Annotated in this window: 22 protein-coding genes and 1 pseudogene; 10 read left to right on the top strand and 13 right to left on the bottom strand. The window is 55.4% G+C overall.

What is annotated here, in order from left to right; genetic code table 11:
• Nucleotides 1-76: 76 nt before the first annotated feature.
• A complete protein-coding gene (locus AO726_RS20310; protein ID WP_058069938.1) occupies nt 77-544 on the top strand; it encodes a GNAT family N-acetyltransferase in 468 nt (155 codons plus the stop codon).
• On the opposite strand, the gene AO726_RS20315 is transcribed toward AO726_RS20310, so the two are convergent.
• Nucleotides 529-1,458: a LysR family transcriptional regulator gene (locus AO726_RS20315; protein WP_058069939.1), complete on the bottom strand. Its 930-nt coding sequence runs from the start codon at nt 1,456-1,458 to the stop codon at nt 529-531. The two genes, AO726_RS20310 and AO726_RS20315, sit on opposite strands and share 16 nt — an antisense overlap.
• 93 nt (nt 1,459-1,551) lie before the next feature.
• Here AO726_RS20315 and AO726_RS20320 point away from each other — a divergent pair, with 93 nt between their 5' ends.
• The 7 genes from AO726_RS20320 (at nt 1,552) to AO726_RS20355 (ending at nt 9,466) form a co-directional block, all read left to right on the top strand.
• Nucleotides 1,552-2,106 (top strand): DMT family transporter, encoded by a 555-nt coding sequence (locus AO726_RS20320; RefSeq protein ID WP_058069940.1) that lies wholly within the window; start codon nt 1,552-1,554, stop codon nt 2,104-2,106.
• Nucleotides 2,103-3,197 (top strand): efflux RND transporter periplasmic adaptor subunit, encoded by a 1,095-nt coding sequence (locus tag AO726_RS20325; protein WP_058069941.1) that lies wholly within the window; start codon nt 2,103-2,105, stop codon nt 3,195-3,197. Before AO726_RS20320 ends, AO726_RS20325 begins: the two co-directional genes overlap by 4 nt.
• Nucleotides 3,194-6,265, top strand: coding sequence for a MexW/MexI family multidrug efflux RND transporter permease subunit (locus tag AO726_RS20330; protein WP_058069942.1), 3,072 nt, complete (start codon nt 3,194-3,196; stop codon nt 6,263-6,265). The genes AO726_RS20325 and AO726_RS20330 overlap by 4 nt, the downstream gene beginning before the upstream one ends.
• A 71-nt stretch (nt 6,266-6,336) precedes the next feature.
• Entirely contained in the window at nt 6,337-7,176 is an 840-nt protein-coding gene (locus AO726_RS20335) for a M90 family metallopeptidase (RefSeq protein ID WP_058069943.1), read from the top strand.
• Between the two features lie 78 nt (nt 7,177-7,254).
• On the top strand, nt 7,255-7,782 hold the full coding sequence (gene ppa, locus AO726_RS20340) for an inorganic diphosphatase (protein WP_058069944.1): 528 nt from the start codon (nt 7,255-7,257) through the stop codon (nt 7,780-7,782).
• A 344-nt stretch (nt 7,783-8,126) separates the two neighbouring features.
• On the top strand, nt 8,127-8,408 hold the full coding sequence (locus AO726_RS21545; RefSeq protein ID WP_342633140.1) for an Arm DNA-binding domain-containing protein: 282 nt from the start codon (nt 8,127-8,129) through the stop codon (nt 8,406-8,408).
• Between the two features lie 410 nt (nt 8,409-8,818).
• Nucleotides 8,819-9,466 (top strand): HEPN domain-containing protein, encoded by a 648-nt coding sequence (locus tag AO726_RS20355; protein ID WP_058069947.1) that lies wholly within the window; start codon nt 8,819-8,821, stop codon nt 9,464-9,466.
• Nucleotides 9,467-9,512: 46 nt separating this feature from the next.
• Here the strand turns inward: AO726_RS20355 and AO726_RS20360 are convergent, their stop codons facing one another.
• The 4 genes from AO726_RS20360 to AO726_RS20375 are packed head-to-tail and all read right to left on the bottom strand — an operon-like array spanning nt 9,513 to nt 15,822.
• The gene (locus AO726_RS20360; protein ID WP_058069948.1) at nt 9,513-11,216 is read right to left on the bottom strand and encodes a LeoA/HP0731 family dynamin-like GTPase; all 1,704 of its coding nucleotides are present in this window, start codon (nt 11,214-11,216) and stop codon (nt 9,513-9,515) included.
• Nucleotides 11,216-14,470 (bottom strand): DUF726 domain-containing protein, encoded by a 3,255-nt coding sequence (locus tag AO726_RS20365; protein ID WP_058069949.1) that lies wholly within the window; start codon nt 14,468-14,470, stop codon nt 11,216-11,218. The genes AO726_RS20360 and AO726_RS20365 overlap by 1 nt, the downstream gene beginning before the upstream one ends.
• Nucleotides 14,471-14,490: 20 nt before the next feature.
• Entirely contained in the window at nt 14,491-14,760 is a 270-nt protein-coding gene (locus tag AO726_RS20370) for a hypothetical protein (RefSeq protein ID WP_058069950.1), read from the bottom strand.
• Between the two features lie 57 nt (nt 14,761-14,817).
• On the bottom strand, nt 14,818-15,822 hold the full coding sequence (locus AO726_RS20375) for a helix-turn-helix transcriptional regulator (RefSeq protein WP_058069951.1): 1,005 nt from the start codon (nt 15,820-15,822) through the stop codon (nt 14,818-14,820).
• Between the two features lie 561 nt (nt 15,823-16,383).
• Here AO726_RS20375 and AO726_RS21075 point away from each other — a divergent pair.
• Both AO726_RS21075 and AO726_RS20390 read left to right on the top strand, forming a co-directional pair.
• Nucleotides 16,384-17,518 (top strand): annotated as a pseudogene (locus AO726_RS21075) (IS3 family transposase).
• A 148-nt stretch (nt 17,519-17,666) separates the two neighbouring features.
• Nucleotides 17,667-17,945 carry a hypothetical protein gene (locus tag AO726_RS20390; RefSeq protein ID WP_152987331.1) on the top strand — a complete coding sequence of 93 codons (279 nt, stop codon included), beginning with the start codon at nt 17,667-17,669 and terminating at the stop codon, nt 17,943-17,945.
• A gap of 313 nt (nt 17,946-18,258) precedes the next feature.
• On the opposite strand, the gene AO726_RS20395 is transcribed toward AO726_RS20390, so the two are convergent.
• From AO726_RS20395 to AO726_RS20430, 8 genes are all read right to left on the bottom strand, one after another.
• Nucleotides 18,259-19,011, bottom strand: a complete 753-nt coding sequence (locus tag AO726_RS20395; protein WP_058069954.1) for a hypothetical protein — start codon at nt 19,009-19,011, stop codon at nt 18,259-18,261.
• 85 nt (nt 19,012-19,096) lie between these two features.
• The gene (locus tag AO726_RS20400; protein ID WP_058069955.1) at nt 19,097-20,758 is read right to left on the bottom strand and encodes an FAD-binding protein; all 1,662 of its coding nucleotides are present in this window, start codon (nt 20,756-20,758) and stop codon (nt 19,097-19,099) included.
• A 138-nt stretch (nt 20,759-20,896) separates the two neighbouring features.
• Nucleotides 20,897-22,093, bottom strand: coding sequence for a Rieske 2Fe-2S domain-containing protein (locus AO726_RS20405; protein ID WP_241492156.1), 1,197 nt, complete (start codon nt 22,091-22,093; stop codon nt 20,897-20,899).
• 52 nt (nt 22,094-22,145) lie between these two features.
• Nucleotides 22,146-22,586 (bottom strand): hypothetical protein, encoded by a 441-nt coding sequence (locus AO726_RS20410; protein ID WP_152987332.1) that lies wholly within the window; start codon nt 22,584-22,586, stop codon nt 22,146-22,148.
• Nucleotides 22,587-22,748: 162 nt separating this feature from the next.
• The gene (locus AO726_RS20415; protein WP_058069957.1) at nt 22,749-23,942 is read right to left on the bottom strand and encodes a flavin-dependent monooxygenase; all 1,194 of its coding nucleotides are present in this window, start codon (nt 23,940-23,942) and stop codon (nt 22,749-22,751) included.
• 90 nt (nt 23,943-24,032) lie between these two features.
• A complete protein-coding gene (locus tag AO726_RS20420; protein ID WP_058069958.1) occupies nt 24,033-24,920 on the bottom strand; it encodes a VOC family protein in 888 nt (295 codons plus the stop codon).
• Nucleotides 24,921-24,964: 44 nt separating this feature from the next.
• Nucleotides 24,965-25,999 carry a ferredoxin--NADP reductase gene (locus AO726_RS20425; protein WP_058069959.1) on the bottom strand — a complete coding sequence of 345 codons (1,035 nt, stop codon included), beginning with the start codon at nt 25,997-25,999 and terminating at the stop codon, nt 24,965-24,967.
• A 63-nt stretch (nt 26,000-26,062) separates the two neighbouring features.
• Complete coding sequence (locus tag AO726_RS20430; RefSeq protein WP_058069960.1) at nt 26,063-26,914, bottom strand: alpha/beta fold hydrolase; 852 nt, start codon at nt 26,912-26,914, stop codon at nt 26,063-26,065.
• Nucleotides 26,915-26,961 lie beyond the last annotated feature (47 nt).

Here is a 26,961-nt window from a genome sequence, read left to right on the forward strand (position 1 = left end):
TGGTTGGGTTGTACAGTAGTTCCGCAAACGGCAACCTCACTTAGCGCTGAAGCCCCTAGAAGCCGGAGGATCATTAATGCGAATTGTGCAAGCCACCCTTGAGCATTTGGACCAACTCACGCCCCTGTTCGTCGACTACCGCGAACTGTTCGGGCAGATCCCTTACCCGGACTCTTCGCGCAAATTTCTGGAAAACCGCATCAAGCGCAAAGAATCAATCATCTACCTGGCCCTGCCGGATGACGACGACAAGATTCTTGGCTTTTGCCAGCTCTACCCGAGCTATTCCTCGCTGTCGCTCAAGCGCGTATGGATTCTCAACGACATCTACGTCGCCCAGGACGCCCGCCGCCAACTGGTCGCCGACCGCCTGATCCAACAAGCTAAACAGATGGCCAAAGAGACCAACGCCGTGCGGCTGCGCGTGGCCTCCAGCGTGAACAACGAGGTGGCACACAAGCTCTATCAGTCCATCGGCTTTGTTGAGGACAACGAGTTCAAGAGCTTTGTCTTGCCGATTACTGAAGACTACACAGCGGGCTGATCACCAACCTGCGCCTGACAGATGTCCACTATCAGCTCGCGTAGCCAGTGCTGGGCGGCGTCACCTTCGCGCCGCTGATGCCAGACCAATTGAAAATCGAACGGACTGATTTCGAACGGTGGCTCAAAACGTGTAAGACGCGTGTCTTGAGCCAGCGACGCCAGATTGCGCTCAGCAACCGTCAGGATCAGATCGGTTCCGGCAATCAACTCATTAGCCACACTCCAGTGTGGCAACTGCACAGCAATGCGCCGCTGCACGCCAGCCTGAGCCAGCGCCTGTTCAATCTCGTTCTCCGCAGCCGAACGCGTCGCCACCAACACATGGGGCCGGGCCAGCCAGTCCGCCTGACTAAGCGCTGATCCTTGCGGCACCGTTGCAGCATCTGCCACACACACGAAGCGCTCTTCGAATAACGTCTGCATACGCAGGCGGCCACTGAGCCTGCCGGGGAATACGCCCAGCGCCATATCCACCTCACCATCTGTTACATCCGCCAGCATGGCTTCCCGGCTGCCGTAACTGACCAGCAGATCAATCCCCGGTGCCACCTGACGCAACGTCCGGATCAGCGCGGGCAACACCACCCGCGCGCCGTAATCCGACATGGCCAGGCGAAAGCTGTGCTGAGACTGCGCGGGATCAAACTGCGGCGCGTCCAGTAAATCGCCCACATGGCTCAACGCGCGGTTCAACGCGGGCAGCAACTCCACAGCGCGGGGTGTCAGCTCCAGCCCACCGGAGCGACGCACCAGCAAGGGGTCATTGAACTGCCGACGCAAGTTGGCCAGCGCATGGCTGACCGCTGGCTGACTGCGGTGCAGACGCAGCGCTGCGCGGGAGATGTGCCTCTCCTCCAACAACGCCTGCAAGGTGACCAAGAGATTCAGGTCTACTGAACGCGGATTATTCATTTAACGAATACCCAATCTGCACATTACGAATTTCCATTCAATTTTCTGATAGCCAAGACTAGCTCCAATCTTCCCTGCATGGAGCGCAAACCTATGAACGGCTCACTCTCAACACCCGCCATCCTGCTGGGTGGCGCAGCCCTGGTAGCCGGCGCGCTGGTGCCGTTCCAGGCCGGCAGTAATGCCGCGCTGGGCCGCACGCTGGGCCATCCGCTGTGGGCGACGCTGGTTTCATTGCTGATCAGTTTGCTGGTGTTATTGCCGGTTCTGCTGAGCTTGCGAGTACCTGCCCCGCTGCTGGGGCAGGCAGGGCAACTGCCGTTCTGGGGCTGGCTGGGCGGTGTGGCGGGCGTGATCTACATCAGCGCGGCCTTGCTGCTAACACCTCGCTTGGGGGCAACTGGCTTTATCGTGTGCGTCATTGCCGGGCAAATGCTGGCGTCGTTGCTGATTGACCACTTCGGTTTGATGGGCCTGCCGCTTAAAGAAATCAACCTCGGGCGTGTGGGCGGAGTGTTGTTGATTCTGCTCGGCATGCTTGTGGTGCAGTGGAGCTCTCAGCCCAGAACCACCGAGCCGCCTCAGGCCATCAATGCGACTCATCACGTTGAGCTGTCGGAGGGCCGCGATCAGAGGTCCTCACAATGAAAAAAGGGCTCGTTATTGGCTTGCTCGGCATTGCCGTATTGGCAGGGGTGGCACTTACCTACGAAGCCAATCAGGAGCCCCCCCAGCAGGCCGCTCAGACCAAGGTGCAAGTGGCCTTAGCCACCGCTCAAAACAGCGTTCTGCCGCACTACTACAGCAGCGTGGGCACGCTTGAGGCGAGCCAGCAAGTCATCGTCACAGCAGAGTTAGGCGGGCGAATTGCCCAGCTGCATTTCGATTCCGGGCAGGCAGTAAAAAAAGGTCAGCTGTTGGTGACGCTCAATACCGAGACCGAGCTAGCCCAACAGGCCCGTCTAACAGCCGTACTGCGCAACGCGGAACAACGCCTTAAGCGCATCCGCCAGCTACTCCCCAGTGGCGCGGCGCCCCGTGAGCAAGGCGATCAGGCCTTGGCTGACCGTGATGCGGCAGCTGCTGAATTGAAACAAATCAGCGCCGTGATCGCACAGAAAACAATCCGCGCACCCTTTGATGGGCAAGCCGGTATTCGCCAAGTGAATTTAGGTCAATACCTCTACCCCGGCGATCCTATTACCAGCCTCAGTGACAATCAGCACCTGCGCGTAAACTTTTCATTGGATGAAAGCACCAGCGCCGAGTTAAGCAAGGAGCAGCAGGTCGAACTGCAGGTTCGCGCCCTGCCCGGCCAACAGTTCAAGGCCCGCATCATCAGCATCGACCCCATCCTTGATGAAAACCGTCAGACCCGCTTGCAAGCCATTCTTGAAGATCAGCATCCAACGCTACGCTCTGGCATGTTTGCTGAGGTCCGCGTGCGCCGCCCACAACAACAGCCCAGCCTCAACGTTCCACGCACAGCGGTTACGGCAACGGCCTACGGCAAAGTGGTGTTTGTCGTCCGCGACGCAGGCGAGGGCTTGCACGTACAGCGTGTACTGGTGACAACCGGCAGCAGTTATGCCGACAGTATTGAGATCTCTCAGGGCCTCAACCCCGGCGATCAAGTAGTGGTTTCCGGGCAGATCAAACTCAGCGATGGCACCCCAATTGAGGCAGTATCAAGCAATGCCCTGGAGCCAACGCAAGCTGCAATTGAGCCCCGGCCATGACCTTTACTGATCTGTTTATCCGCCGCCCGGTTTTGTCGCTGGTGGTTAACGCCCTGCTTCTGTTGCTAGGTCTGCTCGCGCTGGATCGCCTGCCCATCCGCCAGTACCCGCAACTGGAAAACGCTACCATCACTGTCACCACCGAATACCCCGGTGCGCCTGCTGATCTGATTCAGGGGTTTATCAGCCAACCCATTGCCCAGTCGCTGGCCTCGGTCGAGGGCGTGGATTACATGAGCAGCAGCTCCGTGCTGGGCTTGAGCACCATCAATGTACGCCTGCGATTGGGGCAAGACTCCAACGTCGCCCTGAGCGAAGTGATGGCCAAGGTTAATCAGGTGGGTTACCGCCTGCCGGAGCAGGCTTACGCCCCGGTTATCGAACGCTCCAGTGGCGACACCACTGCCGTCGCTTATGTCGGTTTCTCCAGCGCAGACCTGCCGGTTTCTGCACTGACCGATTATTTATCCCGGGCCATTGAACCATCCCTGTCATCCATTGAGGGGGTCGCCAAGATTCAGGTCTTCGGCGGCCAGCGGCAGGCCATGCGCCTGTGGCTCGATCCTGATCGCCTTGCCGCCCGCGGCCTGACCGCCGAACAAGTCGCACAAGCGATTCAGGCGGAAAACTACCAGGCAGCGCCCGGTAGAATTAAGGGCCAATATCAGATCGCGAATATCCGTATCGACACGGATCTGACCAGCGTCGAACAGTTCCGCGAGATGGTGATCCACAGCGACGCCAACGGTCTGGTTCGGGTTAAAGATGTAGGTAACGTGGAGCTGGGCTCTGCCTCTACTGAGACCAGCGCGCTCATGGACGGCAAGCCTGCCGTGCACATCGGGCTGTTTGCTGCACCTCTCGGTAACCCGCTGGTGATCGTGGACGGCATCAAACAACGCCTTGAAGACATCCGTAAAAACCTGCCGCCGGGGGTTAAGGTCGAACTGGCCTTCGAGACCGCCCGTTTCATTCAGGCGTCTATCGACGAGGTGGTAAAAACCCTGATTGAAGCGATGGTAATTGTGGTGTTGGTCATCTACTTCTGCCTCGGCTCGTTCCGTACCGTGCTGATCCCGCTGGTGACAATCCCGCTGTCGATGCTTGGCGCTGCCAGCCTGATGCTCGCCTTTGGCTTCAGCGTCAATCTGCTCACCCTGCTAGCAATGGTGCTGGCCATCGGGCTGGTGGTGGACGATGCCATCGTCGTGGTGGAAAACACCCACCGGCTTATCAGCGAAGGAAAATCACCGGTGATCGCAGCCCTGCTCGGTGCCCGCGAGGTGACCGGACCGGTCATCGCCATGACCCTAACCCTGGCAGCGGTCTACGCCCCAATTGGCTTTATGAGCGGGCTGACTGGCGCGCTGTTCCGCGAATTCGCCCTGAGCCTGGCGGGTGCCGTGATCATCTCCGGCATTGTCGCCCTGACCCTGTCGCCGGTTATGTCATCCCTGTTACTCAATCACGATGACGACAGCTATGTGGCCCGCCAAGCCAACCGCTTTTTCGACTGGCTGACTCACCATTACGCCCGCTTACTGGAGCACACCCTGAACCAGCGCCTGCTGATCTGCCTGCTGGCAATCGCGGTGTTTATCAGCCTGCCGTGGCTGTATCAAAAGACGCAGCGTGAACTCGCCCCGGTGGAGGATCAGGCCAGCATTCTCACCGTCATCAAGGCGCCTCAGTACGCCAACTTAGAGTACAGCGAGCGCTTCTCCTTGAAACTTGATGAGGTGTTTCAAACGCTGCCGGAGACCACCAGCCGCTGGATCATCAACGGCACCGACGGCCCAGCCAACAGTTTTGGCGGCATCAACCTGACTGAGTGGAAAGGCCGTGAACGAGACGCCTCCTCCATCCAAAACGACCTGCAACAAAAAGTGAATGCTGTCGAAGGCACCAACATCTTTGCCTTCCAACTACCCGCGCTACCCGGATCTACAGGCGGCATGCCGATACAGTTGGTGCTGCAATCACCGCTGGACTTCAACAGCCTGTTCGATGCCATGGAAAACCTCAAGCAACAGGCTCGGGACAGCGGCCTGTTTGCCGTGGTGGACAGTGACCTGGAGTTCAACACACCCCTTGTGAAGATTTCAGTCGACCGCGACAAAGCTAATCTGCTGGGCATCAGCATGCAGTCGATTGCTGAGTCGCTGGCTGTGTTGGTAGGGGAAAACTACGTCAACCGCTTCGGACTGCTTGGCCACTCCTATGACGTCATCCCGCAAAGCATCCGCGAAGCGCGCCTGAACGCTGAAAGCCTCAGCGAGCAACGTATCCGCACTCGCAATGGTGAGTTAGTGCCACTGTCTGCAGTGGTACGCCTTGAACAAACCGTCGAACCTAACAAGCTCAACCAATTCAACCAACAGAACTCAGCCACCCTACAAGCCATCCCCGCGCCGGGTGTGTCCATGGGCCAAGCCGTAACAGCGCTTGAACAGGCCATGCAATCGCTGCCACCGGGCTTTAGCCATGACTGGCTCGCCGACTCCCGCCAATACACGCAAGAAGGCAATACGCTGGTACTGACCTTTCTGTTTGCGATCATCGTCATTTATCTGGTGCTGGCCGCACAGTTCGAGAGCCTCGTCGACCCGCTGATCATTCTGCTCACTGTCCCCCTGTCAATGTGCGGTGCGTTGCTGCCGCTGGCTTTGGGCCTGACCACGCTGAATATCTACACACAAATCGGCTTAGTGACCTTGATTGGCCTGATCAGCAAGCACGGTATTTTGATGATCGCCTTTGCCAATGAAACCCAACTCCACAACCAGCTGGACCGCCACGCCGCCATTCTGCATGCCGCCAAAATCCGCCTGCGACCTATTCTGATGACCACCGCTGCCATGGTCGTCGGCCTCACCCCACTGCTGTTCGCCTCCGGCGCCGGGGCACAGAGTCGGCAAGGGCTGAGTCTGGTCATCATTTGCGGCATGTTGATTGGCACAGCGTTTACCCTCTTCGTACTGCCAACGGTGTACAGCCTGTTGGCCCGCGACCATCGCCACACACAGCAATCGGAGCGGGAACGTGAACTGGCCAACTTCACTCAATAAACGCACCATGACCTTGCCCAGCTAGTGCCCGGCCTTTATGTTGACCGGACCTTTATCAGCCGAGTTGAGCCATGTGGTCATTCCGCGCCTGGCGGCGTCGACGCATCCTTGCCCGCAATCCTGTCAGTGCAGAGCTGTGGCGGTCGGTGCTGCATCGCCTACCGATTCTGGATGGGCTTAGTGCAGACGAATTAGAGCGACTACAAGAGCGGGCCGTGCTGTTTCTCCATGAGAAACACCTCACTGCCCTGCCCGGCGTCAACCTGGATGATCCGGCCCGCTTGCTGCTGGCCGCGCAAGCGCAGTTACCGCTGCTGCACCTAGCTGATCTGAACTGGTATCAGGGCTTTCACGAAATCGTTATCTACCCGGACGACTTCATCAGCCCGCAGCGCCACCGTGACGCCAATGGCATCGAACATGAATGGGATGCCGAACACAGCGGCGAAGCCTGGCTACAAGGCCCGGTAATAATGGCCTGGCCCGGTGTAGAAGCGAGCGGCCAGTGGGACGGCTACAACCTGGTCATCCACGAACTGGCGCATAAGCTGGACATGCTCAACGGCGACGCCAACGGCCTGCCGCCCTTACACAGCAACATGCGCGTCAGCGACTGGGCTGAGGCCATGCAAAGCGCTTATGACCAGTTGAACGCTCAGCTGGATGCCGACCCGGATGCCGAAACAGCGATTGATCCTTACGCCGCAGAAGACCCGGGGGAATTCTTTGCCGTCACCAGCGAATACTTCTTCAGCGCCCCCGACCAGTTACACGAGGCCTTTCCGCTCGTCTACAAACAGCTGGCCCTGTTCTACCGCCAAGCCCCACTGCAGCGCCTGAAACACCTGCAGAAAAGCAGCGCTGACTACCAAAACCCTACTTCCGACAGCTCAACCGCGACCAATGGCTAGTGATTCCGCCGTAGCATCAGCCTAAGAATGTGCCTATAATCCGCCCCACTTTTTTTGGCCCACACCGGAAGTCGCCCCATGAGCTACAGCAAGATCCCGGCTGGCAAAGACCTGCCGAACGACATCTACGTTGCAATCGAGATCCCGGCCAACCACGCCCCGATCAAATACGAAATCGACCACGACACCGATTGCCTGTTCGTAGACCGTTTCATGGCCACTCCGATGTTCTACCCGGCCAACTACGGTTTCATCCCGCATACCCTGGCTGACGACGGCGACCCGCTGGACGTGCTGGTAGTAACCCCGTACCCGGTTGCTCCAGGCTCCGTAATCCGCGCCCGTCCGGTTGGCGTACTGCTGATGAGCGACGAAGCTGGCGGCGACGCCAAGCTGGTTGCCGTACCGCACGACAAACTGACCGTGCTGTACAAGGACGTTCAGGAATACACCGACCTGCCACCGCTGCTGATCGAGCAGATCAAGCACTTCTTCGAGAACTACAAAGACCTCGAAAAAGGCAAGTGGGTAAAAGTTGAAGGCTGGGCAGGTGCTGACGAAGCCCGCAACCTGATTACTAAGGCAGTCGCCGCTTACCAAAAATAAGCAGAGACTCCCTCCTAAAAGCCGGCCACAAGCCGGCTTTTTTATTGCCCGAAGAAATCTATTAACGCCCACCAACCTTAGTAAACACAGGCTCTTCAGCTGAGCATCTATCCAAAGACGCCCAATAGATCCCGCTAAAATCCAGCTCCAGGGTGTGGGTCAGGATGTAGATAAAGGTTGAGGGATAGATGTGGGTAAGCAGACCAGCAAAGCAGCTGAGTCACTGGCAAAAAAGGAAGTACCCGGCAAATCCAATGACGGTGACAGCCTTAACTTTCAAATATCTAAAGCCAAAGCATGCAGCGGGACCTTCCGCTACAAGTTTGAAGCCCGCCAGCCGCAAAATGGGCTTAGGCCCCTACCCCACCGTCTCATTAATCGAAGCGCGCCAACTGGCTGCAGACCACCGCAAAACCCTAGCAACAGGGCAAGACCCACTTTCTGCGCGCGGTGCACATGCCCTTTTTGGAGCTGTACTGCCGAGCGCCGATGCAAGCATGGACGCTGACATAACCACCCTCCTCGTAGTCCCGTCAGGAGATATTCAACTCATTACCATTACCGGCATCCACCAGATGCTCTCTAACACCCACGCCCAACCAGACGTCCATTCAGAGGAGCCGTAATGAACGCTTGCGCAGGTGATCAGGCTTAAGAGCAGCAATATCTTGGCTGTATGTAAGGTGAGTATTCCATTCATGATGTTCAGAACCTTGGCCAGATAAAGAATTGACTCAGCCGTTCCCGCATGATTTCAGTGCGGCTGGCCGAGCGAATCTCAAGCTCAGTGTGCTGGCAGGAGGGGCAGCAGCAGAACACGTCGACATTTATCTTGAGGGCATCACTAGCTGGAAAACTGGTGTACCTCCAGCCACAGTTTTGGCAGATGGTGGTAAGTGGACGGGGCGGTATTGGCATGTTTGACCTCTATGCTGTGCGTAGAGTGACTGTGCAGCAACAGCGCGACAGATGATGTCGTGTTATTGCAGTCATGAACTGTTCTGGTAGGGTTCGTGGCTCGTTCAAGGAGAAGGCTATGCAGTACCAGTCGCTCAAGCAACGCCATCGCCAGGAGCGCGATGCCCAGCACCCCAATCTACGCTTACGTGTGCATCGCGCGTTGAGCTGGCTCGATCGCGCCGAGCAGGCAGATGATCTCGACGGCCGTTTCATCTTTCTGTGGATTGCCTTCAACGCGGCCTATGCCACAGAGATCGACGAGCGCCAACGCCTCTCGGAGCAGGAGACGTTCAAGGCTTTTCTGGAAAAGCTCTGCTCTCTAGACCAGCGCAAGCGTATCGATGCATTGGTGTGGCAGGAGTTCTCCGGCAGCATTCGCGTGTTGTTGGACAACCCGTATGTATTTCAGAGCTTCTGGGATCACCAGAGCGGCAAGATCGACGAGTCCACATGGAAAAGCCGCTTCGCCAGCGGCAAGCGCGCCGCCCAGCAGGCCTTGGCCAGCTGCAATACGCCAGCACTGCTCGGTGTGCTGTTCAACCGCCTGTATACCCTGCGCAACCAGCTTATCCACGGCGGCGCTACCTGGAACGGCTCGATCAACCGCGAACAGATGCGCGATTGCACCAGCCTGCTAAGCAAGCTGGTGCCGCTGATCATCGAATTGATGATGGATAGCTCGGTTACGCTATGGGGAGATGCGTGTTATCCGGTGGTGGATTAGCCGTCATGTAGGCCCCTTTGCCTAGTGCAGCAGGGCCTAACGGGAGTTAACCCAGTGTCCTGAATTCAGCGTCGATAGCCTCTGCTTCGGCTCGCCATGCCTGGAAGCGTTGCTGGCGAGTGCGGCTTTCATCCAGATTGCTTTTAAGTTCTTGCCGGCGGCTATTGAGTTGAAGATAGTCAGGGAAGAAATCTTCCTTGAAGCGCTCGGAATTTACGAGGGCGAGAAAGTCTTCTCGTTGCTTTTCGAATTTGCTGACCATATCGACAATGGCCTTATTGAAGGCCTCTTCGCGCTTGTACTGCTCCCAGCTATCCCAGGCTTCAAGGGCTACACCAATAACGGCCAGTGCACCGTTGGCGCCTTTGGCGAGGTTCACTGCTCCCCAGGGTTTGAATTTAAGGTATTTGCTAATATCCATTCCCACTGTCTTGGCAATGGTGACGATCCCATCGCGGGTTGCCTTTATCGAAGTGTTGTTGATCAGGTTGCCTTTAAGCGCGTGATTGATGCCCTGCTTGCCCAGAGACTTAACGGTAGTGTTGAAGTGGCTGACCTCGTTATCAAAACCGAGCTGCATTTTCTGCACTTCAAGAGTGATGGATTGGGTCTGGCGACTGAACTCGGTCTGTAGTCGTGTGGTCACGATGATGCCGTTGGCCCCGACTTCGCGCTCGAAAAAGTCGCCGAAGGTTTCCAGCGTACAACCCTTGGCTTGTAGGATCAGGTCAGAGAAATAGCGGGTGGCGAACTCACGCAGGTTATTGCGTGCATCTTCGATTTGCTGTCCAGTTGACGCCAACTGTGTTGTTAGGCGTACATTGAGCTCATCGAGCTTACGGACTTCCAGGGACACCCTCTGGTCGTTCTCGATGGCTACAGGCAGCTGGTTGTTGAGTACGTCTCGGATCACGCTGGCGCGCATCTCATTGGCCAGCGCGGCACTGCCACCATTTTGCTGAATCTTGCCTGCAGTGGCCGTTTGCAGAGTGGCGATATGCGACAACGCCTTGAACTGTTCTACGTTGGCCAGCCAGTGCTCCGCGCCCAGGTCGAACGGGTTGGCGGCCACGGCGACGATGGACAGGTTGGCCACTTCTTGCTCGGTCAGCCTGATCAGCTCGCGCAGGCGTCCAGTAACATTCTCGCGCTTGATCTGCAGGTTGGCTTGATAGTCTTGCTCGTCTTCCACGTCGGCCACCTCGTCGAAGCGGCTGAGAACGAAAATTGTGCGCGGTAGTAGATCCAGGGTACGGAAGAGCCAGGTCAAATCATCTTGGTGGCTTTCCTTGATGGGGTTGGTCGAGTTCATCACATAGAGCACCAAGTGAGCCTCACTCACGTACTTCTTGGTGATGTCCTTGTATTTCTCGATAGCATGGGTCTCGGCGTTTTCCTGCTCCTTGAAGCCGAACAGCCCGGGAGTGTCGATCAGGACGAAGTCTTCACCGACTTCGTAGACCTTCACTTCATTGGAGGACTCTTGGTGGCTGATCTTCATGCTGGATTTGTCCAGCCTCTCCATCCAGGCTGCCGCGATCGATGTTTTGCCTTCGGAGAAGCCGCCAATCAGGGCTACCTTGAGCTTTTCGTCGGATACGCTACCGATGGCGCTTTGCAACTTGCCTCTCAGGGATGGATCGATGGATACACCGGCTGCTATGCCCAAGTCTAGGAAGTGTTGCAGCTTTGCAAGTAACTCCAGAGCCTGTACTTGCTGAGCCTTGAAAGTATCGAGGGTGTGTTCCATTACAGTTTTCCTTCGGCTTCGATCTGGCGGGATAGGGTTTTCAGACGACCAGTAGAACTATCCAGAACCTTCACTTGGACAGTCGCCTGATTAGCTGGTGCTTCAAGTGCTAGGTTGAGCTGGTCAATAGTACGTTGCATTTCGCTCAGGGCTTTTTGCGAACTGCCGCGTAGAGCATCACGCAGCTGCTGGATGGCGCTGCACAGATTCTCCTCGGTAGCTTTGCGCTGCTGGGACTTCTTGAAGTCAGGTCTAATGGCACCCCAGAAGGCCTTGCCAATAGAGACAGCCACAGAAAAAAGAGCGACTCCGGTGAGCCACAAGCTGGCTCCTCCGGTGAAAGGTGCCACTGCGATGCCGACAAGGCCACCCAGTAATCCAGCGACCTTAATGCCGTTGTCGATTTTTATTTTGAGGTTGAGCTTCTCGTTGAGCTGTGCGCTACTGAGTTTCTCAAAACTGCTGGTCAGCTCTGTAGCATGCTCTTCGAAACGTTTGAGGATGTCTTCGGCGGCTTGCTGGAACTTGCTAACCTCCGCGCCAATTACACTGGGGAGTTGCTGGCCCAAGTGTTTTTGTTGGATTTCGAGTTCGTTGCGCAATGCTTCCTTGAATACATCATTGCTAATGTCCTTCGCTATGCGCGCATAGATGTTGTTGCGCACTGTGCTGGCGAAGTCGTCAATCAAAGTTTCGCTGCAAGACTTCACGCGTTGTTTTAGCGCCTGAAAGCTACTGTTCAACTGGCTCTTGGCGCTTTGCCCTTCCCGGGAGAGCTCTTCTTCTAGCGTGGCCAGAGCCTGTTGAACTCCAGATAGAGCTTGGCTGGTGTGATCGAGCGTCTCCTTGGCCTTGTTGAAGTTTGCCCGAGTGATCTTGTCTTGAGCGTCCTGGAGCAACTGGTCGCTGAGCAATTGCAGAAAGGCACGCACACGGGATTTTTCCAGCAGTTCGTCAGCGCTGAAGTCCGTAAGGCTCTTGTCGCGATCTCTGGCGTTCTTCGACCCTGGGGCGAAGTGTTCCGTCGAAACCAAGAACGCTGGTCGTGCGGTGAGCGGGAAGACTTCTCGGTAGTGCTTGCCGAGTTGCTCGCGCATTTTATCGTTCAGCCCGGCCAGGCTGGTATTTTCGTCGTCGGAAATTAGTGGCCGGCCAATCAGGGACTGCTTGGGGTTGGTGATCTTCTTGTTGAAGATTGTCCATACTTCGGTTTGCGTACCCAGATGTTGCTTGATCTTCTCCAGCGTGCCTTGGCGCTGCTGGTCCCCGGTTTGTGGGGGGGCAGGCTGGTTGGTGACGTAGAACACCGCGTGCGCGGTTTGTACAGCGCGCCCTATCTCGCTGAGCACCAAGCCTTCTTTGCCTTCGATGCCGGGCACATCCAATAGGGCAAAAGGCTGGCCGTTCAGTTCGAGATCATAACGTTGTGTCTTACGTGTGAAGTCGGCTCTGCCGTCACCGATGATTTCACCGTCGGCCTGTTTCTCCAGCTCAACCAGTAGCTGTGCCAATTGATTTTCATGTTCCTGGCGTTGCTGAACGAGGATTTTTTGTTTGTGCTCGGCTTCTGCCTGTTGGGCGACAAGAATTGCGCTAGCGTTGTCGCGTGCCGCGACGACTTCGTCCAGTTGCTTCTCCAGCGCGAGACGCTCTTTACTAGCCTGCTGCTCTTCGGCGCGGAGGACCAATTCCGTTTTGTTACGCGCCTCGGTGGCTTCCGAGAGTGTTGCGGTAGCTTGATCTAGCTCGATTTCTTCCGGCATTTTTCGGAGCAGGTTCAACAGTTTCTGCCAGAGAGAGGCGTTCTTTTTGCGTTCGGCGAGAAGCGCTTGGAGCTGAGTGACCGCATCAAGGGCACTGCCGTGGAGCTGCTCATGCTGCTGGAGTTGGCTGCCAAGATGCTGTATCAGCGCGGTGCTGCGGGCGCTGGCCTGGTCTAAAGCTGCTAGTGCTTTCGAGTGTGGTTGTTCGTATTGCTGCAGCGTGTCACTCAGCTTCTTCGCTAATTCTTCGAGCTGAGAATCGGTTTGTGTAATGATCAGTTGCAGGTTCTGCAGGCTTTCCTCGCTCAGCTTGTACTGGCTTTTCAGGTCGCGGAACGCCTGTTGGCTAGCGAGCTTCGTGGGTTCCTGCAGCAGAATGCGCAAGGTCTCGATGATAGTCGATTTACCCGCTCCGGTTTCGCCATAGAAGGCGATGGTGAAAGTATTCCACTCAGCATTCTTTTGCAGTTCGGCTAGTTGTTTCTCCAACGCGGTTTGGTGTTGGGTGAGTAGCAAGTGAGCATCGCTTTTCGCCTGGGCCAGAGCAGGATCGTCAGACTGTACGCTCAATGAATCGATGATGCAGACCAATTCCTTGTTGATGTGTTGGTAAATGTCGCTAGGAGTCTTCAAATCAAGCGTCGTCATTAGGGGCTCTACGAATATTTGTTCTGGCTGGGAAGTATCTGTAGTTGTGGCGTAGACAGGTTCTTGCTCAGGCTCTGTGAAGTTTTTTATCGAGGCTTTGAACTTGGTTTTGTTTAGCACATCCGGCAACCGCTCCCAATAATGGGTATGGCCGAAGTCTTCCATTTCCACGCTCTCGAAATGCTCGACCTCGTTACGCCCCAAGCAGGTCTCTCCCCAATTCAGCAGAAGGGTGCGGTCTGCCTTTGAGTAAGCGTTGATTAGTCGCCCCTGGAGCAGGCCACGCATTTGTCGTGCTTCGTCAGGGGTCACTTCTACGGCAGCGGCCATCAGCAATACATCATTGATCGCTAGTCGCTGCCTCTTGGTAAAGGTTTTCAGGCTGTTGATGACCAATCGGCCGCCGAGCGAGTGGCCGATCAGGTTGACTGTGTCGATTTGAGGGTGGTTGTGGTGCAGGTATTCACTCAACTGCTCAAGCAATAAGGCCCCCATTCGTTCTGCCCGAGAACGAGCGTCGGTAAAGTTTTTCCTCCGATCTTTGGTGAAAGTACCTACAAGGCTCGAATAACTCATAGGGGCCGTTAGGCCGCCGCTTAACATCAGCGAAAGACCTGCAGTGCCAAATCCCAAGAGTGACGACTTGTCGAAATGGAGATAGTGATTCGAGGGCCAGAACGCAAAGATATTGGTGTAGTGTCGAAGCTGGCCGGGAATTTTTTCGAGTAGGATTTGTTGATCCTCGTCACCATGCCCAGCGCTGTAGCCGTGAATGAAGACATTGGCTTCTGTCGCACTTGGATTACCAACGCGGGCAGCCCGAAAGTTGAAGGCATTGGACATCTTATTTCCCTGAATTAGAGTTAAAGCCAACGCCTAGCGACGATGGTGATCAAATGCAGACACAAGCCAGCGGCGGCGAATACGGCGATGATCTTGGCAGTGACTAGAAAGAAACCCTGTAAACCGCTGAAAAGAAAACCAACGACCAAGCCTAGGACGGCGATAAGGGCGGCCATCAAGAACAGGCCTATGTAGGGGCGTAATAACCTCGATGCTGCTCCGCGCTCGATAAGACTTGCAGCGGCACCAAGCAAGATGAGGAAAACTATAATGCCAACAACGATACCCATGAACCTGCTGACTCCTTGATAAGGTTTAAGTACATCGCCTTAGCTGCGCGGTTACACTTACTGTTCATAAAGCGCCCCCACTTTGCTAGCTCTGTATCGAATTGTTTGAGCCCAGGTTAGGGGTTCATGCACCCTCACGTTTTCCCCTAACCCAAACACCCACCAAAGTGTCTCCTGATCATCCGGCACGATGGCACGCAGGCGCGTCCAATCGCTATTGGCAAGCGGCTCCAGACTTTGCTGCGAGCTTAATGGCGTCTCGCTGAGCAACCAGGCAATCTGCGGCGATACATCAGCGACCAGCTCTACCTGCTCAATAGGTGCAGTGGTGTTGAGCTCTTGGCGGATGTAAATGTCGATCTCGAAGTCATCATGGGCACGGGCTGCTGCATTCAAGCACTCAGCCTGACGGATGCGGTGCAGAGCGAACTGTCGCAGGTCGTCATAACCGTCAACGCTGCCGATCAGGTAGCTGATAGCGTGGCGCGAAACTACTCCGGCGGGGTGGATCAATAGCTGCTTGAGCTCAGTTTTGCTACGGCTCAGGTAATTGATTTGCAGCTGTTTGTGTTCCAGCAGAGCGGTGGAGGTCTGCTCCCAGACATGCGAGGCGATCTGTGCAGGTTGCAAGGACTTGCCATTGGGGTGTGCTCGCACCCTACGAGCCCAGTGTGCAAGACCGTTGTGTTCCATGCTGTTGAGGCAATCGTGGGCCTTGCGGAACTCAGGGCCGAGCTGATCCAGCATGCTTTGTGGTAGCAGTGACTGCAGATGGCGTTCCGCGAGATACAACGCCAGCGCCACGGGTGGGGTTATGGCTGACAGATCAACGCGTGCTTTCTGTGCCAGACTCCAACGAAATGGCGCGACGCTTTCGTCGCACTGCAAAGCAAAAGGGATGGAGAGTCGCTCAAGGTCACGTTGAACTGTTCGTAGGCTGACCGGAAAACCACAGTCTTTGAGCTTTTCCTGCAGGATCGGAGTGGCAATACGAGCTGGCTCTCGGGGGATCAGACGCAGCAGAGCTATGAGCCTGAGCAATGTATCCTTCGCTTCTGACATGCTTACTTCCTGTCATGTTTCAGAGGGGCTTTGGCGTCACTTGTATTATGGCGAACTTACCTGGACTCATGGCAGTTTGCCACCCATCGATAGACGACCACAAGGTAGGGTACGAATAGCTAGGGCCTCCAGGCGAGTTGCTTGGTGTGTCATGAGATTAGGCGAGCGGCAATGTGGGCAGTGATCGGAACTGCATTTTGGCGGACTCCCCTCGTCGTACATAGCCGACGACCATTGCCAGCCAAAGCGGAGGAAGCAATGGGTCATAGCCTTTCGCATTCGCCGGATACTCTTTGTGGAGGGATAGAGTAGATAGTACACAGCCACGGCGTCAGATCCTGTCGCGAACATGTGAGCGAGCCTCAAGGCTTATCCAGCTCAAAACTCAATGCACTCGTAGGCTTAACTTTGGGTGTTGCTGGAAATCGATATGGATGGGTTCTGTTCAATCACAAGCCCACTAATGGGCTACCAATAATTAGTGAACTTCTTCTGTTGTGGCTCAATGATTCTGGACTCCCCGATAGGGCGTTAAGCTTCGCCCAACAATGAGGTTTTTACATGACCAGAAGATCATTCAGCACTGATTTCAAACTCGAAGCAGCCAGCCTAGTTGTGGATCAGAGCTATTCAATTCCAGGAGCCTGCAAGTCGATTGGCGTAGGCCCAACAGCGTTACATCGTTGGGTGGAACAGTTACGCGGAGGGCGTGGCGGCACAACACCCACACGCACTAAGGCCCTGACTCCCGAGCAAAAGCGCATACAAGACCTAGAGGCCAAGGTGCGGCGTTTGGAAAGGGAGAAAGAAATCCTAAAAAAGGCTACCGCTGTCTTAATGTCGGACTTCCTCGATCAGTAAGCCTGATTGATGCATTGGGCGAGCGGTATCCACAAGCCGAGCTATGCCGCGTATTTGGCGTAAATCGCAAAGATGTCTGTGACGCCTGCACGCGGTGGCGTCTGGTAGATCATCGGCGGATTCTCTGTTTCAGTTGGCCGCTAAGTTTCATCTGCAAAACCGTGGTTCTGCGGGGACGAGAACATTATTGGCAGCGCTGCGAATCCAGGGCGTGCAGGTGGGGCGGTTTTTGGCTGGGCGCTTAATGAAAGAGACTCGCTTGTTCAGTACACAATCCCGCAAGCATCGGTACCACAGAGCTGATAGTGAGAGCGCCATCGCAACTAACGTACTGGATCGGCAGTTCACGGTGAGCAAGCCCAATCAAGTGTGTTGCGGAGACGTAACCTGCATCTGGGCGGGCAATCGTTGGATCGACCTAGCTGCTGTTATGGATTTTTATGCGCGCAGCATTGTAGGTTAGGCGCTCTCAAATCGACCAGATTCGCAACTTACAACACGGGCCTTGTGCGTGGCCTTTGAGTCCCTAGGCTGTCCACAGCAACTGATGTTTCACTCAGACCAAGGTATCCATTACACCAGCATCGAATTCCGGCACATGTTGTGGCTCTACAGAATGAAGCAGAGCATGAGCCGTCGTGGCAATTGATGGGATAACGCGCCCATGGAACGGTTCTTCAGAAGCCTAAAGACGGAGTGGAGCAAAGCATGGCTATACCAAGGGCAGGCTGAGGCGGATGTACTGCTTTGCCTGACGCACTACTACAACCATAAGCGGCCACACAGCTTTAACGGATACAAGACACCAATGGATGCTGAATCACTGGCCGGATAAACACTAAACCAGTGTTCAGAACTCGTTGACCACAACAACCACATCTCAAAACTATCTGAACGGGAAAATTATTGCCCTGGCGGCAAAAGATGATTCAACCATGAGATTTTCACTTTAAATATTGTTCTCTTTGTTCTCGCTCCATGCCGTGTCTCACGAATATGAACCCGGCCAGGTGTGGGAATATAAAACCCGCCTTAAAGAGCCTGCCTCCACAGTCACAATTCTAAAAATTGAACACTACGATGACTTGGGAGATGTCGTTCACATCAGCCTCAATGACATCAAAATCACTAATCCCTTAAAGGGCAATGTTGTTACCTCTGTTCCCCGCATGCCATTCATTCAATCAGCATTGGACGCCAGCGTGACAAGGCTGAAAACAGAAACAGCTGTGCCTGACTTTGAAGAGGGTTACAACGCTTGAAGGAGTGCCGATTAAGTAGGCCACGCGAGTGCATTCAAGATACCGGTTACAAAAGCCTTACTAGGAATAATCACTAACGCAAACTGGGTTGAAGAAGAGTGATTTTGCCGTTGATTTAACGGCATTTGGATATCCGAGCAGAATCGCGGGGGATGTGAAGCAACTCGCCATCTGACTAGTGATGAGCATTGGCAGTAAACACCATGCGCATCCCCCCCTACAGTTCGCGGCTAAAGCTACTAGAAGAGGGGGCAAGTATTTAACTGAAGGAGCGGCGTGAGCCACCAATGGCCTTAAACACGGTTGGACGCTCTTATATCCCCTGCCCTTCACTGCTTTGCAGAATGAGCAGTTCCTGAAGATCCAGCACAACACGGCTCAGGTAAAACTCGACACCGGTTTGCAAGCGACTATCCGGACTGATCAGTTGGCTGCGGACAAACCTGTATTGCGCGTTCGTTTTTCCCAGAAATTCGCTGTGCTCGGGCAGCTCAGCTTGCAACACCTTAAAGCGCTGATCGATTACGGCCACCAACGCCTCCCGCTCGGGGACAGATAACGTCGGCGTTGCGGCTGCCACCTTGGGAGCGTGCCGGATCTGGTAATCCAGGTGCAGGCGGGACAAGTCGTGGCTTTGCTCGCTGAGCATCAGGGTAAGATTGCTCAATTGCGCACGGGATGTGGCGAAGGCGCTAGCCGCAGCTTCGCGCAGCTTCTTTTGCTCAATCAGAAGCGCCGACAACAACTCCGGGGATCGCTCGCGCTGCGCAGATGGCAACGCTTCCAACTGCGCCAGCAAGGCTTTTATCTGGGCCAAAGGCTGCGTCTGATCAGCTGGCTGCCCCTGATGAGCCATGCACATTTCGAGGGTATAGAGACTTGAGTAGGCAGATGTCAGGCTCCGCTCGTCCCGGGAACGCTGATCGGTGTTGAAGTACGCCAGGGCGCTGGCCCCGAGCAAATCAGTTTGGCTGATCACCTCACTGAGTTTTTGTGCACTGCTATCGTTGCCCCATACAGCAAAGCTCAACAACCAAAGAACGACTCCCAGCAGAACATTACGCATAGTCATCTTCCTGTTTTTATTGTTATGGAGGCCTGAAAAGTCAGCGCGACACCGCCCAGTCATCAACAGGTGTCAGCGAGGCCATTCAGACCTCTGCTGCACTCGCATGACGCGCCGCACGCCGACCTGAGAACACACAGTCCGCCGCTGAAAGGCCACTCACATACAGATTGGAAGGCAAACCAATTGCAGTGCGGCCTGCTGCATAGAGGCCGATAATGCTGCTGCCATCCTCTCGCAGTACCTGGCCCGTTTCTTCGTTGACTCTAAGCCCGCCGACAGTCATGGCGGAGCAAGGGAAAAGCTTGCTGTTGGCTGAAACATCGACGGCGTAGAACGGGCCTTCAAGAATCGGATGGCACTCTTTGGCTGACTTACCAAATTCATCCGGCGCATAGCCCTGCGCACTTTCGTTATAGCGTTTTACGCTGGCCCTGAGATTCTCCTCGGATACGCCGATTTTTTTCGCCAGCACGCCCAAGGTTTTGCCTTTTTTAGTCTGCAGAAGCAGCGCCAGAATCAACGGCAGGCGCATAAAGGGAAAGAGGTTTTCCCACACCGCAGACTTCCACGATTGGCGGTACAGCGTACGGTCCAGAATGATGTAACCACGTCCGCCATGGTGTTCATTCATTTCACGGCCAATGGCTGCGCCGTAGAGCTCTTCGTTAACGAAACGCTTGCCCTGCGCATTCACCAACAGTCCTTTAGGCCATTGCGCGGGCGGGTTAATAAAGCGCCAGCTGCTGACGCGTTCCATCATGGCGGTGGCGCCGCCGACACTCCAACCGAGCATAATTCCGCTGCCGTTATCACCACCGGGCGAGCCCATAGCCATGTTCGACACATATTTAGGTGCGTTGGCCTGCAGCATTTTGCGGTTCCAGATAAAACCGCCGGCGCTCAAACACACGCCTTTGGATGCCCGGATGAAGTGCCATTGCCCATAAGCCTCTTGCAGGCGTTTGGCCTGCTCCCAATACCGTTCTGCCTTTGCTTCAAACTTGGCAAAGCCCGGCATGGAGCTTGGGAGTTTTTGCAGAAGCGTGCGGGCTGTTTCCTGTGCTTCGATATATTTCTCAGTGTGCGCTGAACCCTCAGGCATCCGCAGCACTGCAACCCCGAGGACCTCACCGGTTGCTGACATAATCAGGCGGCGCGCCTCGGTACGAGGCCAGAACGTTACGCCCAATGACTGCGCTTTTTTCTGCAGGGGCTCAGTCAAATAAACCCCGAATCCAGTCGCTTGGTTATTAGCCACGTGCCAATACTTATGCCCTCGCGGAACAGAGGGCGTCTGGGCAGCGTAGGTCGCGGCCAAGCCACTGTCTGAGTGATAAAGGAAATACCCTGATGGCGGGTAAAAAGTTTTGTGCGGGTAATAGGTGTTGCCGAATTTGACCCCATGCTTCATCAGCCAATTGAAGTCTTCGACACTGCCATCACAAAAGCGCCGCAGTGTTTCAGGCTTTACGACATCTCCCACCTCAAGTTTGAGGTAGTTGTACATGTCATCGGCCGTATCTTGTATGCCTAGTTCCTGCTGAACAGCAGTTCCGCCTCCGGCATAGAAAATCCCACCGTTCATGGCGGTTGCACCACCGCCTGCGAAACTATCGATGGCGATGACCTTCAGCCCATCCTCTGCTGCCTGAAGCGCTGCACTGACACCCGCACCTCCATAGCCAACCACAACAAAATCAGTCGTGTCCGTCCATGTCAGTTCATCTGGATTGGTTAAAACCATGGGTGGCTCTATCGAAACACCATTGTCAGACAATGCAGTCTTTGCTTCTTGGTTCATCTCAGCGGCCTAAATTCAGAGAATGGTGCGTTAACTAAAAGGCCAGTCCCATTACAGGACTGGCCTAAAGTCAAACGAGGGTCAGGACATCGACAGGGGCATCGCTACCCCGGCAGCCTCTGCCTGGGCCTGCTCCTGAGCGATCTTCTCGGCTGCTTGTTGTTCCCAAACGGGCAATGCATGACGCGTATCGGTCTCAGCCTCGAAGCGGTTAACCATCTCAGGTTTGATGTCTGCTACATCAACATAGAACTGCTCATACCAGCGGCGCAGTTGATACAGCGGACCATCGCTGTCGCACAGCAGCGGATTATCGATCTTGGTTTTGGTCTCCCAGATGTGCACATCCTGCAGGGTGCCGCGGCGCAGGAAGTCAGCCACTCCCTTGGCTCGCGCTGCATTGTGCTCCTTCGGCAGATTTGGATTATCGCGAACGATAAAGCCCATATGCAGCGCGAAGTTTTCTTCGTCTATCGGGTACTGCGCCAGAATTTCGATGACCTCACAAGAGTCTTCTGCGGACAGCTTAAACATCAGTCGGGAGACCAGGTAGGCCGGACCGTGGTAGGTGGTTTCACCCCGGTTGTAGCACGGTAGTTGGTGAATATCGCCGGTGTAGGTCTGGTCACGCTCATAGCCTGGGTTTTCAGGGCGCGGGCCGATTTCCAGGTACTGGGTGGCGAAATGGTTTTCAAAAACGTTTTTGAAGTAGGAACAGCCACCGCCTTTGCCCTCGCCATGGACATAAAAGAAGTGAGCCACATCAACAATGTTATCAATCAGCTCGCGGCCAGTGGTGTTTAGCTCATGGAATGACCAGTCCCAATCACTCCAGCTATCACTAAATGCACCTTCAAGATGAGGGATAAACACATCAGCTGGCGGTGGATTGCCTTCCGGATCGTGCCACACGAACAACTGCTTGTTTTCTTCACAAGTAATAAAGCTTTGTGTCCGAGCACGAGGCGGTACCCGCTTGGCATAAGGGATAGCAGTACATTTTCCCTCACCGTTCCAACGCCAGTCATGGAACGGGCAGGCAATGCTATCGCCCTTAATCACACCTTCAGCTAGGTTACCGCCAAGGTGCGGGCAAAACGCATTGATTACATTGAGCTTTTTGCTAGTCTCACCTTCGAAAACCACCAGGTCAGTGCCAAACGCTTTGACCTTGTGAGGTTTGCCATCACGGAACCACTCGGACAATCCCAGGCAATGCCAGCCACGGGCGTAGCGGGTCATTTTTTCGCTGACAATAATGCGTACTTGCTCTTCCACGATGGTTATCTCCAATTGTTTTTATTGTTGAATCGATAAAAGGATTGGGTGGTCATGCCAGCGCCTGAACGTGCTTAAGCCCCAAGCGCATCAGCGGCGCATGCTGGTGTTCAGCAAGTAGCAACTCTTCAACGACCCAGGATTCCGGTGCGTGGCTGGGCAGGCTTTGCTCCCAGCTCAACAAGCGTTGCAGAGCACTCTCCACGGCCTCCGCCGTGCTCGACGCAGCCTCTACATCCACGGCAAGCGTGTGCTCTTGGCCGCACAAGTCGTTGAAACTGAAATGCACCGTGTGGGGAAGCTGACCATCATTGGCGCTAATGCCCTGAACGTGCTGCTCGGACAGTTGCTGCCTAAGCCACGTGGCCAGCCCCAGACGCATCAGCCGCTGAACCTCATCAGCCAGGAACACGCCATTGCATGGGTTGAGCATCAAACTGACTGCCACATCTTCCAACCGGTCTTCAAAAACTGAACACTGGTTTTGGCTCATGTTCAGAGACACCGAACAGAAAAGAAGCCCAGTGGCTGACCCATCCTGGCAATGGGTAACTTTTAAACGCTGCGCCCCTGTGGACATCTGAACGGACATGCATCCTCCCCAATAATCATTCAGTAGCGCCCTGGCAGTTCTACTGCCAGGGCGCCGTACAGGTCAGAGAAAGAAGTCTTGGTTCGGCACGCCGAGTTGAACTTTCGCCCAGTTAGCAGCAAACATCGCAAACTGGTTAGCGGCGTGTTGACGCCCCACGTTGATGTCGGCCAAGAAGCGCCCGTAGGGATTCTTGTTGTAAACACCAGCGCCGCCGGCGGCCTTGAACAAACGGTTTGCCAACTGAGAAACGCGCTCTGGCGGGTAGCTGGCCTGGAAGCGGTACTTCACACGCTCTTCAATTGGCGGTGTTTCGCCGCGGGCAGCGTAGGCCTCCAGCGCTTCAAAGTTGCGCTTGAGCACCAGGGTCATTTCATCAATTGCGTTGCACGCTTCCGCGATTGCTACCTGTGCGGTCACGTCATCGCTGGTCTTAACGCCGACGATATTGACGCGGGTTTTGGCGGTTTCCATAAAGCAATCCACCATGCCACGCAGTGCACCGATGGCCGCAGTAGAAACGGCACGGCTGAAGACCTGGCCAAACGGCAAGCGGTAAAGCTCCGAAGTGTTAACCGCGTTGCCCGGGCTGTTGCACATAAATGCATCAAACATTTTGTGGGTGCGGTATTCCGGCACAAAGACGTCCTTAATCACGATGTCTTTACTGCCTGTACCACGCAGGCCGGCGGTGTCCCAGGTATCAATGATTTCGTAATCTTTGCGTGGGATCAGCCAGGTACGTGCATCCATCGGCTGACCTTCCGGCACTTCAACGAAGCCACCGAGGAATACCCAGTCACAGTGGTCACAACCACTGGAGTAACCCCAGCGACCGCTAAAGATATAACCACCCTCAACAGGGCGACCACGACCGGTCGGCATGTACGAGGAGGAGATGCGCACGTTGGTGTCGTTGCCCCACACTTCTTGCGCAGCACGGTCATCAAACAGCGCCATCTGCCAGGCGTGTACCGCCACAACCGAGTACACCCAACCGGCAGACATATCGCCTTCGGCCAGGGTCATCACGATGTCGTAAAACACGTTCGGGCTCATTTCGTAGCCGCCGTAACGCTTAGGCTGCAGCACGCGGAACAGACCAGCAGCCTGCATCTCAGCAATCGACTCTTCGGCCAGACTGCAATTCTTGTCACCCAGTACAGCGCGCTCACGCAGCGCCGGGATGAGTGCACGGGCACGGGCAATCAGCTCTTCGCTGGTTGGAATATCTGAGTTGGTTTCAGTAGCTTGCATTGTTCGTTTACTCCCAGGTGTGGGTTCTGAATTTCGTTAAGCGAGTGGTTGGGCTTGCGGGTGAGCAAGCCCATCTGGCCTGAAAATCAATCAGTGGCCGGGCGGAGCACTCCACTGATGGCCCCAATGACTGCCGCGGGTTGTTTCAAATACGCTGTGATCGTTTTCCCAGTCTTTAACCAGGCCACCACAGCCAAACTCCAGAGCAAAACCACCCGGCGTCCACACGTAGAAAGAGACCATGTCATCGTTGACATGACGGCCCAGCGTGGCAGCCAACGGCACCTTGTTTTGAGCGATACGATCGAGTGCACGCCCCACATCATCCAAGCCCTCCACTTCGAGCATGATGTGTACGCAGCCGCTGGGTTGCGGCATCTCAGCCAGAGCCAAGCTGTGCTGGCGCGGGTTGCAATGCATGAAATAGATGCGTGCGGTGTATTCCGGTGACAGAGGCGCATGGAGGATGTCGGACAGACCGAAACCACAAACCTGAGTCCAGAATTTGTAGGAGGCGTCGAAGTTCATCGACGGCAGAACCACGTGCCCCATACCCATGTTGCCAGTGACGAAACGTTTCACGCCGACAGGTGAAACAAACGGCAGGAAGTCAGAGATCGGGCCCCAGATCACTTCCTGGCGGTTACCGGACGGATCAACGAAAGAGAACATGCCGGTTACGCAACGCTGGCTGCGCTCTTCAGCGCTGGACTCGATAATCTCAGCACCCGATTTAGCGACCTGCTCACGGCTGGCGTTAAACGCCTCTTCGGACACAGTTTCCCAGCCAGATGCGTAAAGACCATCACGGGCACCCGGCACCACCAGAATGCGGTAACGGCGCTCATCGGCCTTGAGGTACAACGAACCAGAGGGCCCGTTCTCTTCAGCCAAACCGATGATTTGTGTGCCGAAAAAACGCCATTTTTCAACGTCGGTCGACTCGACCACGATATAGCCCAACTGATTGATGCTCATGCCTCACCTATTCGTGTTGTTTTTGTTTGAGTTGGCGTTCCCGATCAGCCGTCGAAGCTGACCGAGACTTTTTCTGTGACAGGTCGTGCCTGACAGGCGAGCACCCAGCCCTCTGCCAGATCGGAGGCGCTGAGCACCTCATTAGCCCGCATGCTCACCTCGCCTTCGTGCACACGGCACATGCAGGCGCTGCAACGGCCTTCCCGGCAGGAGAACGGGGCATCGACCCCGGCAGCCAGCAGTGCGTCCAGCAGGTCAACCTGCTCGGACCAATTCAGCTCATGCTGTTCACCATCTAACTGCGCCTGCAGGGCAACGTGTCCGCCCTGGCTTGCATCCACAACGGGAGCGTCAGTCACGACACCCGGATCAGTACTCAGGGAAACGAAGCGCTCAACATGAATGCGGCTGCGATCAACCTTCAGGTTCAGCAGCGCGTTTTCCACCGCGTCCATAAACGGGCCAGGGCCGCAGACAAACGCCTGCGCGTTCACATGAGGGCGCACAACGCCTTCAAGCTGAGCCTGACTCGGCAGACCCTGCACGCTTTCCAGCCAATGCATCACTGTCAGCCTTTGCGGAAATGCCTGAGACAGCGCCCTAAGCTCGTCACGGAAGATCACCGACTGCTCGTCGCGGTTGGCATAGAACAGGAACACGCGCCCCGTCCCCTGATGCAGGCACGCCTTGAGAATCGACATCACCGGCGTAATGCCGCTGCCTCCGGCAAACAGGACAAAATCCACATCCAGAGACTTCGGGCAGAAAATGCCTGCCGGTGGCAGAACTTCAATGCTGTCACCCGCCTTGAGCGTGTCGCAGACCCAATTCGAGCCAAGCCCACCGGGCACCCGTTTGATGGTTACCTTCAAGGCCTGATCCACACCCGGTGCACTCGCCAGGGAGTAGCAGCGCGCCACCGGACTACCGGAAGCGGGAATGCGCAGCGTCAGAAACTGACCTGGCTTGTAATTGAAGGCAGATGCATCCTCAGGCACGTTGAACACCACAGACTTACTGTCGTGGGTTTCCTCGATTACTTGTGCAATCTGTAAGGTGCGATACAGAGACTTCGACATATCCAGTTCTCTAACAAAATTCGGGTACAGCTCAACCTTCCGCACGCATACGGAAGCCAACCTTCAGCCAACGAAATCCATCACCACACGGTTGAAAAAGTCAGGCTCTTCGAGCATGAACCAGTGGCCGGCGCGACTTGAGATCACCACGCGAACATCCGCGACCTTTTCCGCCACCTGCAGGGCATGACGGACAGGCAGGAAGTTGTCCTTCTGGCCCCAGAGGCACAGCACAGGCACCTTCAGGTCGGCCAGGCGATCACCAAAGACATCGACCTTCATCGTCGAGAACACTTCGATAGGCTGCTCAAGCCAGATCGGATGACGGGAGTCCAATACCTCGTCGGTGATGGTGTCTGCAGAGGCCACAATGTGATGCAGCAACTCACGGAACGACTCACGGTCCGTTTTGCGCTGCTGAATGAATGCGCCCATGCAAATCAGACCGCTCATACCGGCGGCCCACAACGCCGGCTCTTCAACACCGCCGGGGCCCATCACCACCAACTTGGCGACCTGTTGCGGATGGGTCAGCGCATACTGGAAAGCGATAGCGCCGCCCAACGAGTTACCGATCAGAATGCAGCGCTTAACCCCTTTCTTCTCGAGCAGCTCATGCAGAACATCCACATGCATGGCCGAGGTGTAAGCAATATCAGTCGGTTTATCTGACAAGCCATAGCCCAGGTAGTCAGGCGTCAGAACGTGAAAGCCCTGCTCAGCAAAGAACGGAAAGTTCAAATGAAAGTTGCTGTAACCACTGGCACCAGGACCGCTGCCGTGCAAGAAAACCAGCGAAGGGCGCTCATCTGAGGCGTGTCCTGTTTCGTGGTAATGCACGCGATGGCCATTGCTTAGGGAAATGAATTGGCCGACTGGAATGGGGCTTTGCGAAGGCGTAGATGGCGAGGACATAACCTTGCTCCTTTTATTGTCATGGAGCGACTATGCCCATCCACTAC

This window comes from Pseudomonas sp. TTU2014-080ASC, from assembly GCF_001446935.1.
Lineage (GTDB): Bacteria > Pseudomonadota > Gammaproteobacteria > Pseudomonadales > Pseudomonadaceae > Aquipseudomonas.

What these genes read in the sequence shown, in the direction of transcription:
- AO726_RS20310 (WP_058069938.1), top strand. Translation starts at nt 77, where the DNA reads ATGCGAATTGTGCAAGCCACCCTTGAGCATTTGGACCAACTCACGCCC.
- AO726_RS20315 (WP_058069939.1), bottom strand. Translation starts at nt 1,458, where the DNA reads ATGAATAATCCGCGTTCAGTAGACCTGAATCTCTTGGTCACCTTGCAG.
- AO726_RS20320 (WP_058069940.1), top strand. Translation starts at nt 1,552, where the DNA reads ATGAACGGCTCACTCTCAACACCCGCCATCCTGCTGGGTGGCGCAGCC.
- AO726_RS20325 (WP_058069941.1), top strand. Translation starts at nt 2,103, where the DNA reads ATGAAAAAAGGGCTCGTTATTGGCTTGCTCGGCATTGCCGTATTGGCA.
- AO726_RS20330 (WP_058069942.1), top strand. Translation starts at nt 3,194, where the DNA reads ATGACCTTTACTGATCTGTTTATCCGCCGCCCGGTTTTGTCGCTGGTG.
- AO726_RS20335 (WP_058069943.1), top strand. Translation starts at nt 6,337, where the DNA reads ATGTGGTCATTCCGCGCCTGGCGGCGTCGACGCATCCTTGCCCGCAAT.
- ppa (WP_058069944.1), top strand. Translation starts at nt 7,255, where the DNA reads ATGAGCTACAGCAAGATCCCGGCTGGCAAAGACCTGCCGAACGACATC.
- AO726_RS21545 (WP_342633140.1), top strand. Translation starts at nt 8,127, where the DNA reads ATGGGCTTAGGCCCCTACCCCACCGTCTCATTAATCGAAGCGCGCCAA.
- AO726_RS20355 (WP_058069947.1), top strand. Translation starts at nt 8,819, where the DNA reads ATGCAGTACCAGTCGCTCAAGCAACGCCATCGCCAGGAGCGCGATGCC.
- AO726_RS20360 (WP_058069948.1), bottom strand. Translation starts at nt 11,216, where the DNA reads ATGGAACACACCCTCGATACTTTCAAGGCTCAGCAAGTACAGGCTCTG.
- AO726_RS20365 (WP_058069949.1), bottom strand. Translation starts at nt 14,470, where the DNA reads ATGTCCAATGCCTTCAACTTTCGGGCTGCCCGCGTTGGTAATCCAAGT.
- AO726_RS20370 (WP_058069950.1), bottom strand. Translation starts at nt 14,760, where the DNA reads ATGGGTATCGTTGTTGGCATTATAGTTTTCCTCATCTTGCTTGGTGCC.
- AO726_RS20375 (WP_058069951.1), bottom strand. Translation starts at nt 15,822, where the DNA reads ATGTCAGAAGCGAAGGATACATTGCTCAGGCTCATAGCTCTGCTGCGT.
- AO726_RS20395 (WP_058069954.1), bottom strand. Translation starts at nt 19,011, where the DNA reads ATGCGTAATGTTCTGCTGGGAGTCGTTCTTTGGTTGTTGAGCTTTGCT.
- AO726_RS20400 (WP_058069955.1), bottom strand. Translation starts at nt 20,758, where the DNA reads ATGGTTTTAACCAATCCAGATGAACTGACATGGACGGACACGACTGAT.
- AO726_RS20410 (WP_152987332.1), bottom strand. Translation starts at nt 22,586, where the DNA reads ATGAGCCAAAACCAGTGTTCAGTTTTTGAAGACCGGTTGGAAGATGTG.
- AO726_RS20415 (WP_058069957.1), bottom strand. Translation starts at nt 23,942, where the DNA reads ATGCAAGCTACTGAAACCAACTCAGATATTCCAACCAGCGAAGAGCTG.
- AO726_RS20420 (WP_058069958.1), bottom strand. Translation starts at nt 24,920, where the DNA reads ATGAGCATCAATCAGTTGGGCTATATCGTGGTCGAGTCGACCGACGTT.
- AO726_RS20425 (WP_058069959.1), bottom strand. Translation starts at nt 25,999, where the DNA reads ATGTCGAAGTCTCTGTATCGCACCTTACAGATTGCACAAGTAATCGAG.
- AO726_RS20430 (WP_058069960.1), bottom strand. Translation starts at nt 26,914, where the DNA reads ATGTCCTCGCCATCTACGCCTTCGCAAAGCCCCATTCCAGTCGGCCAA.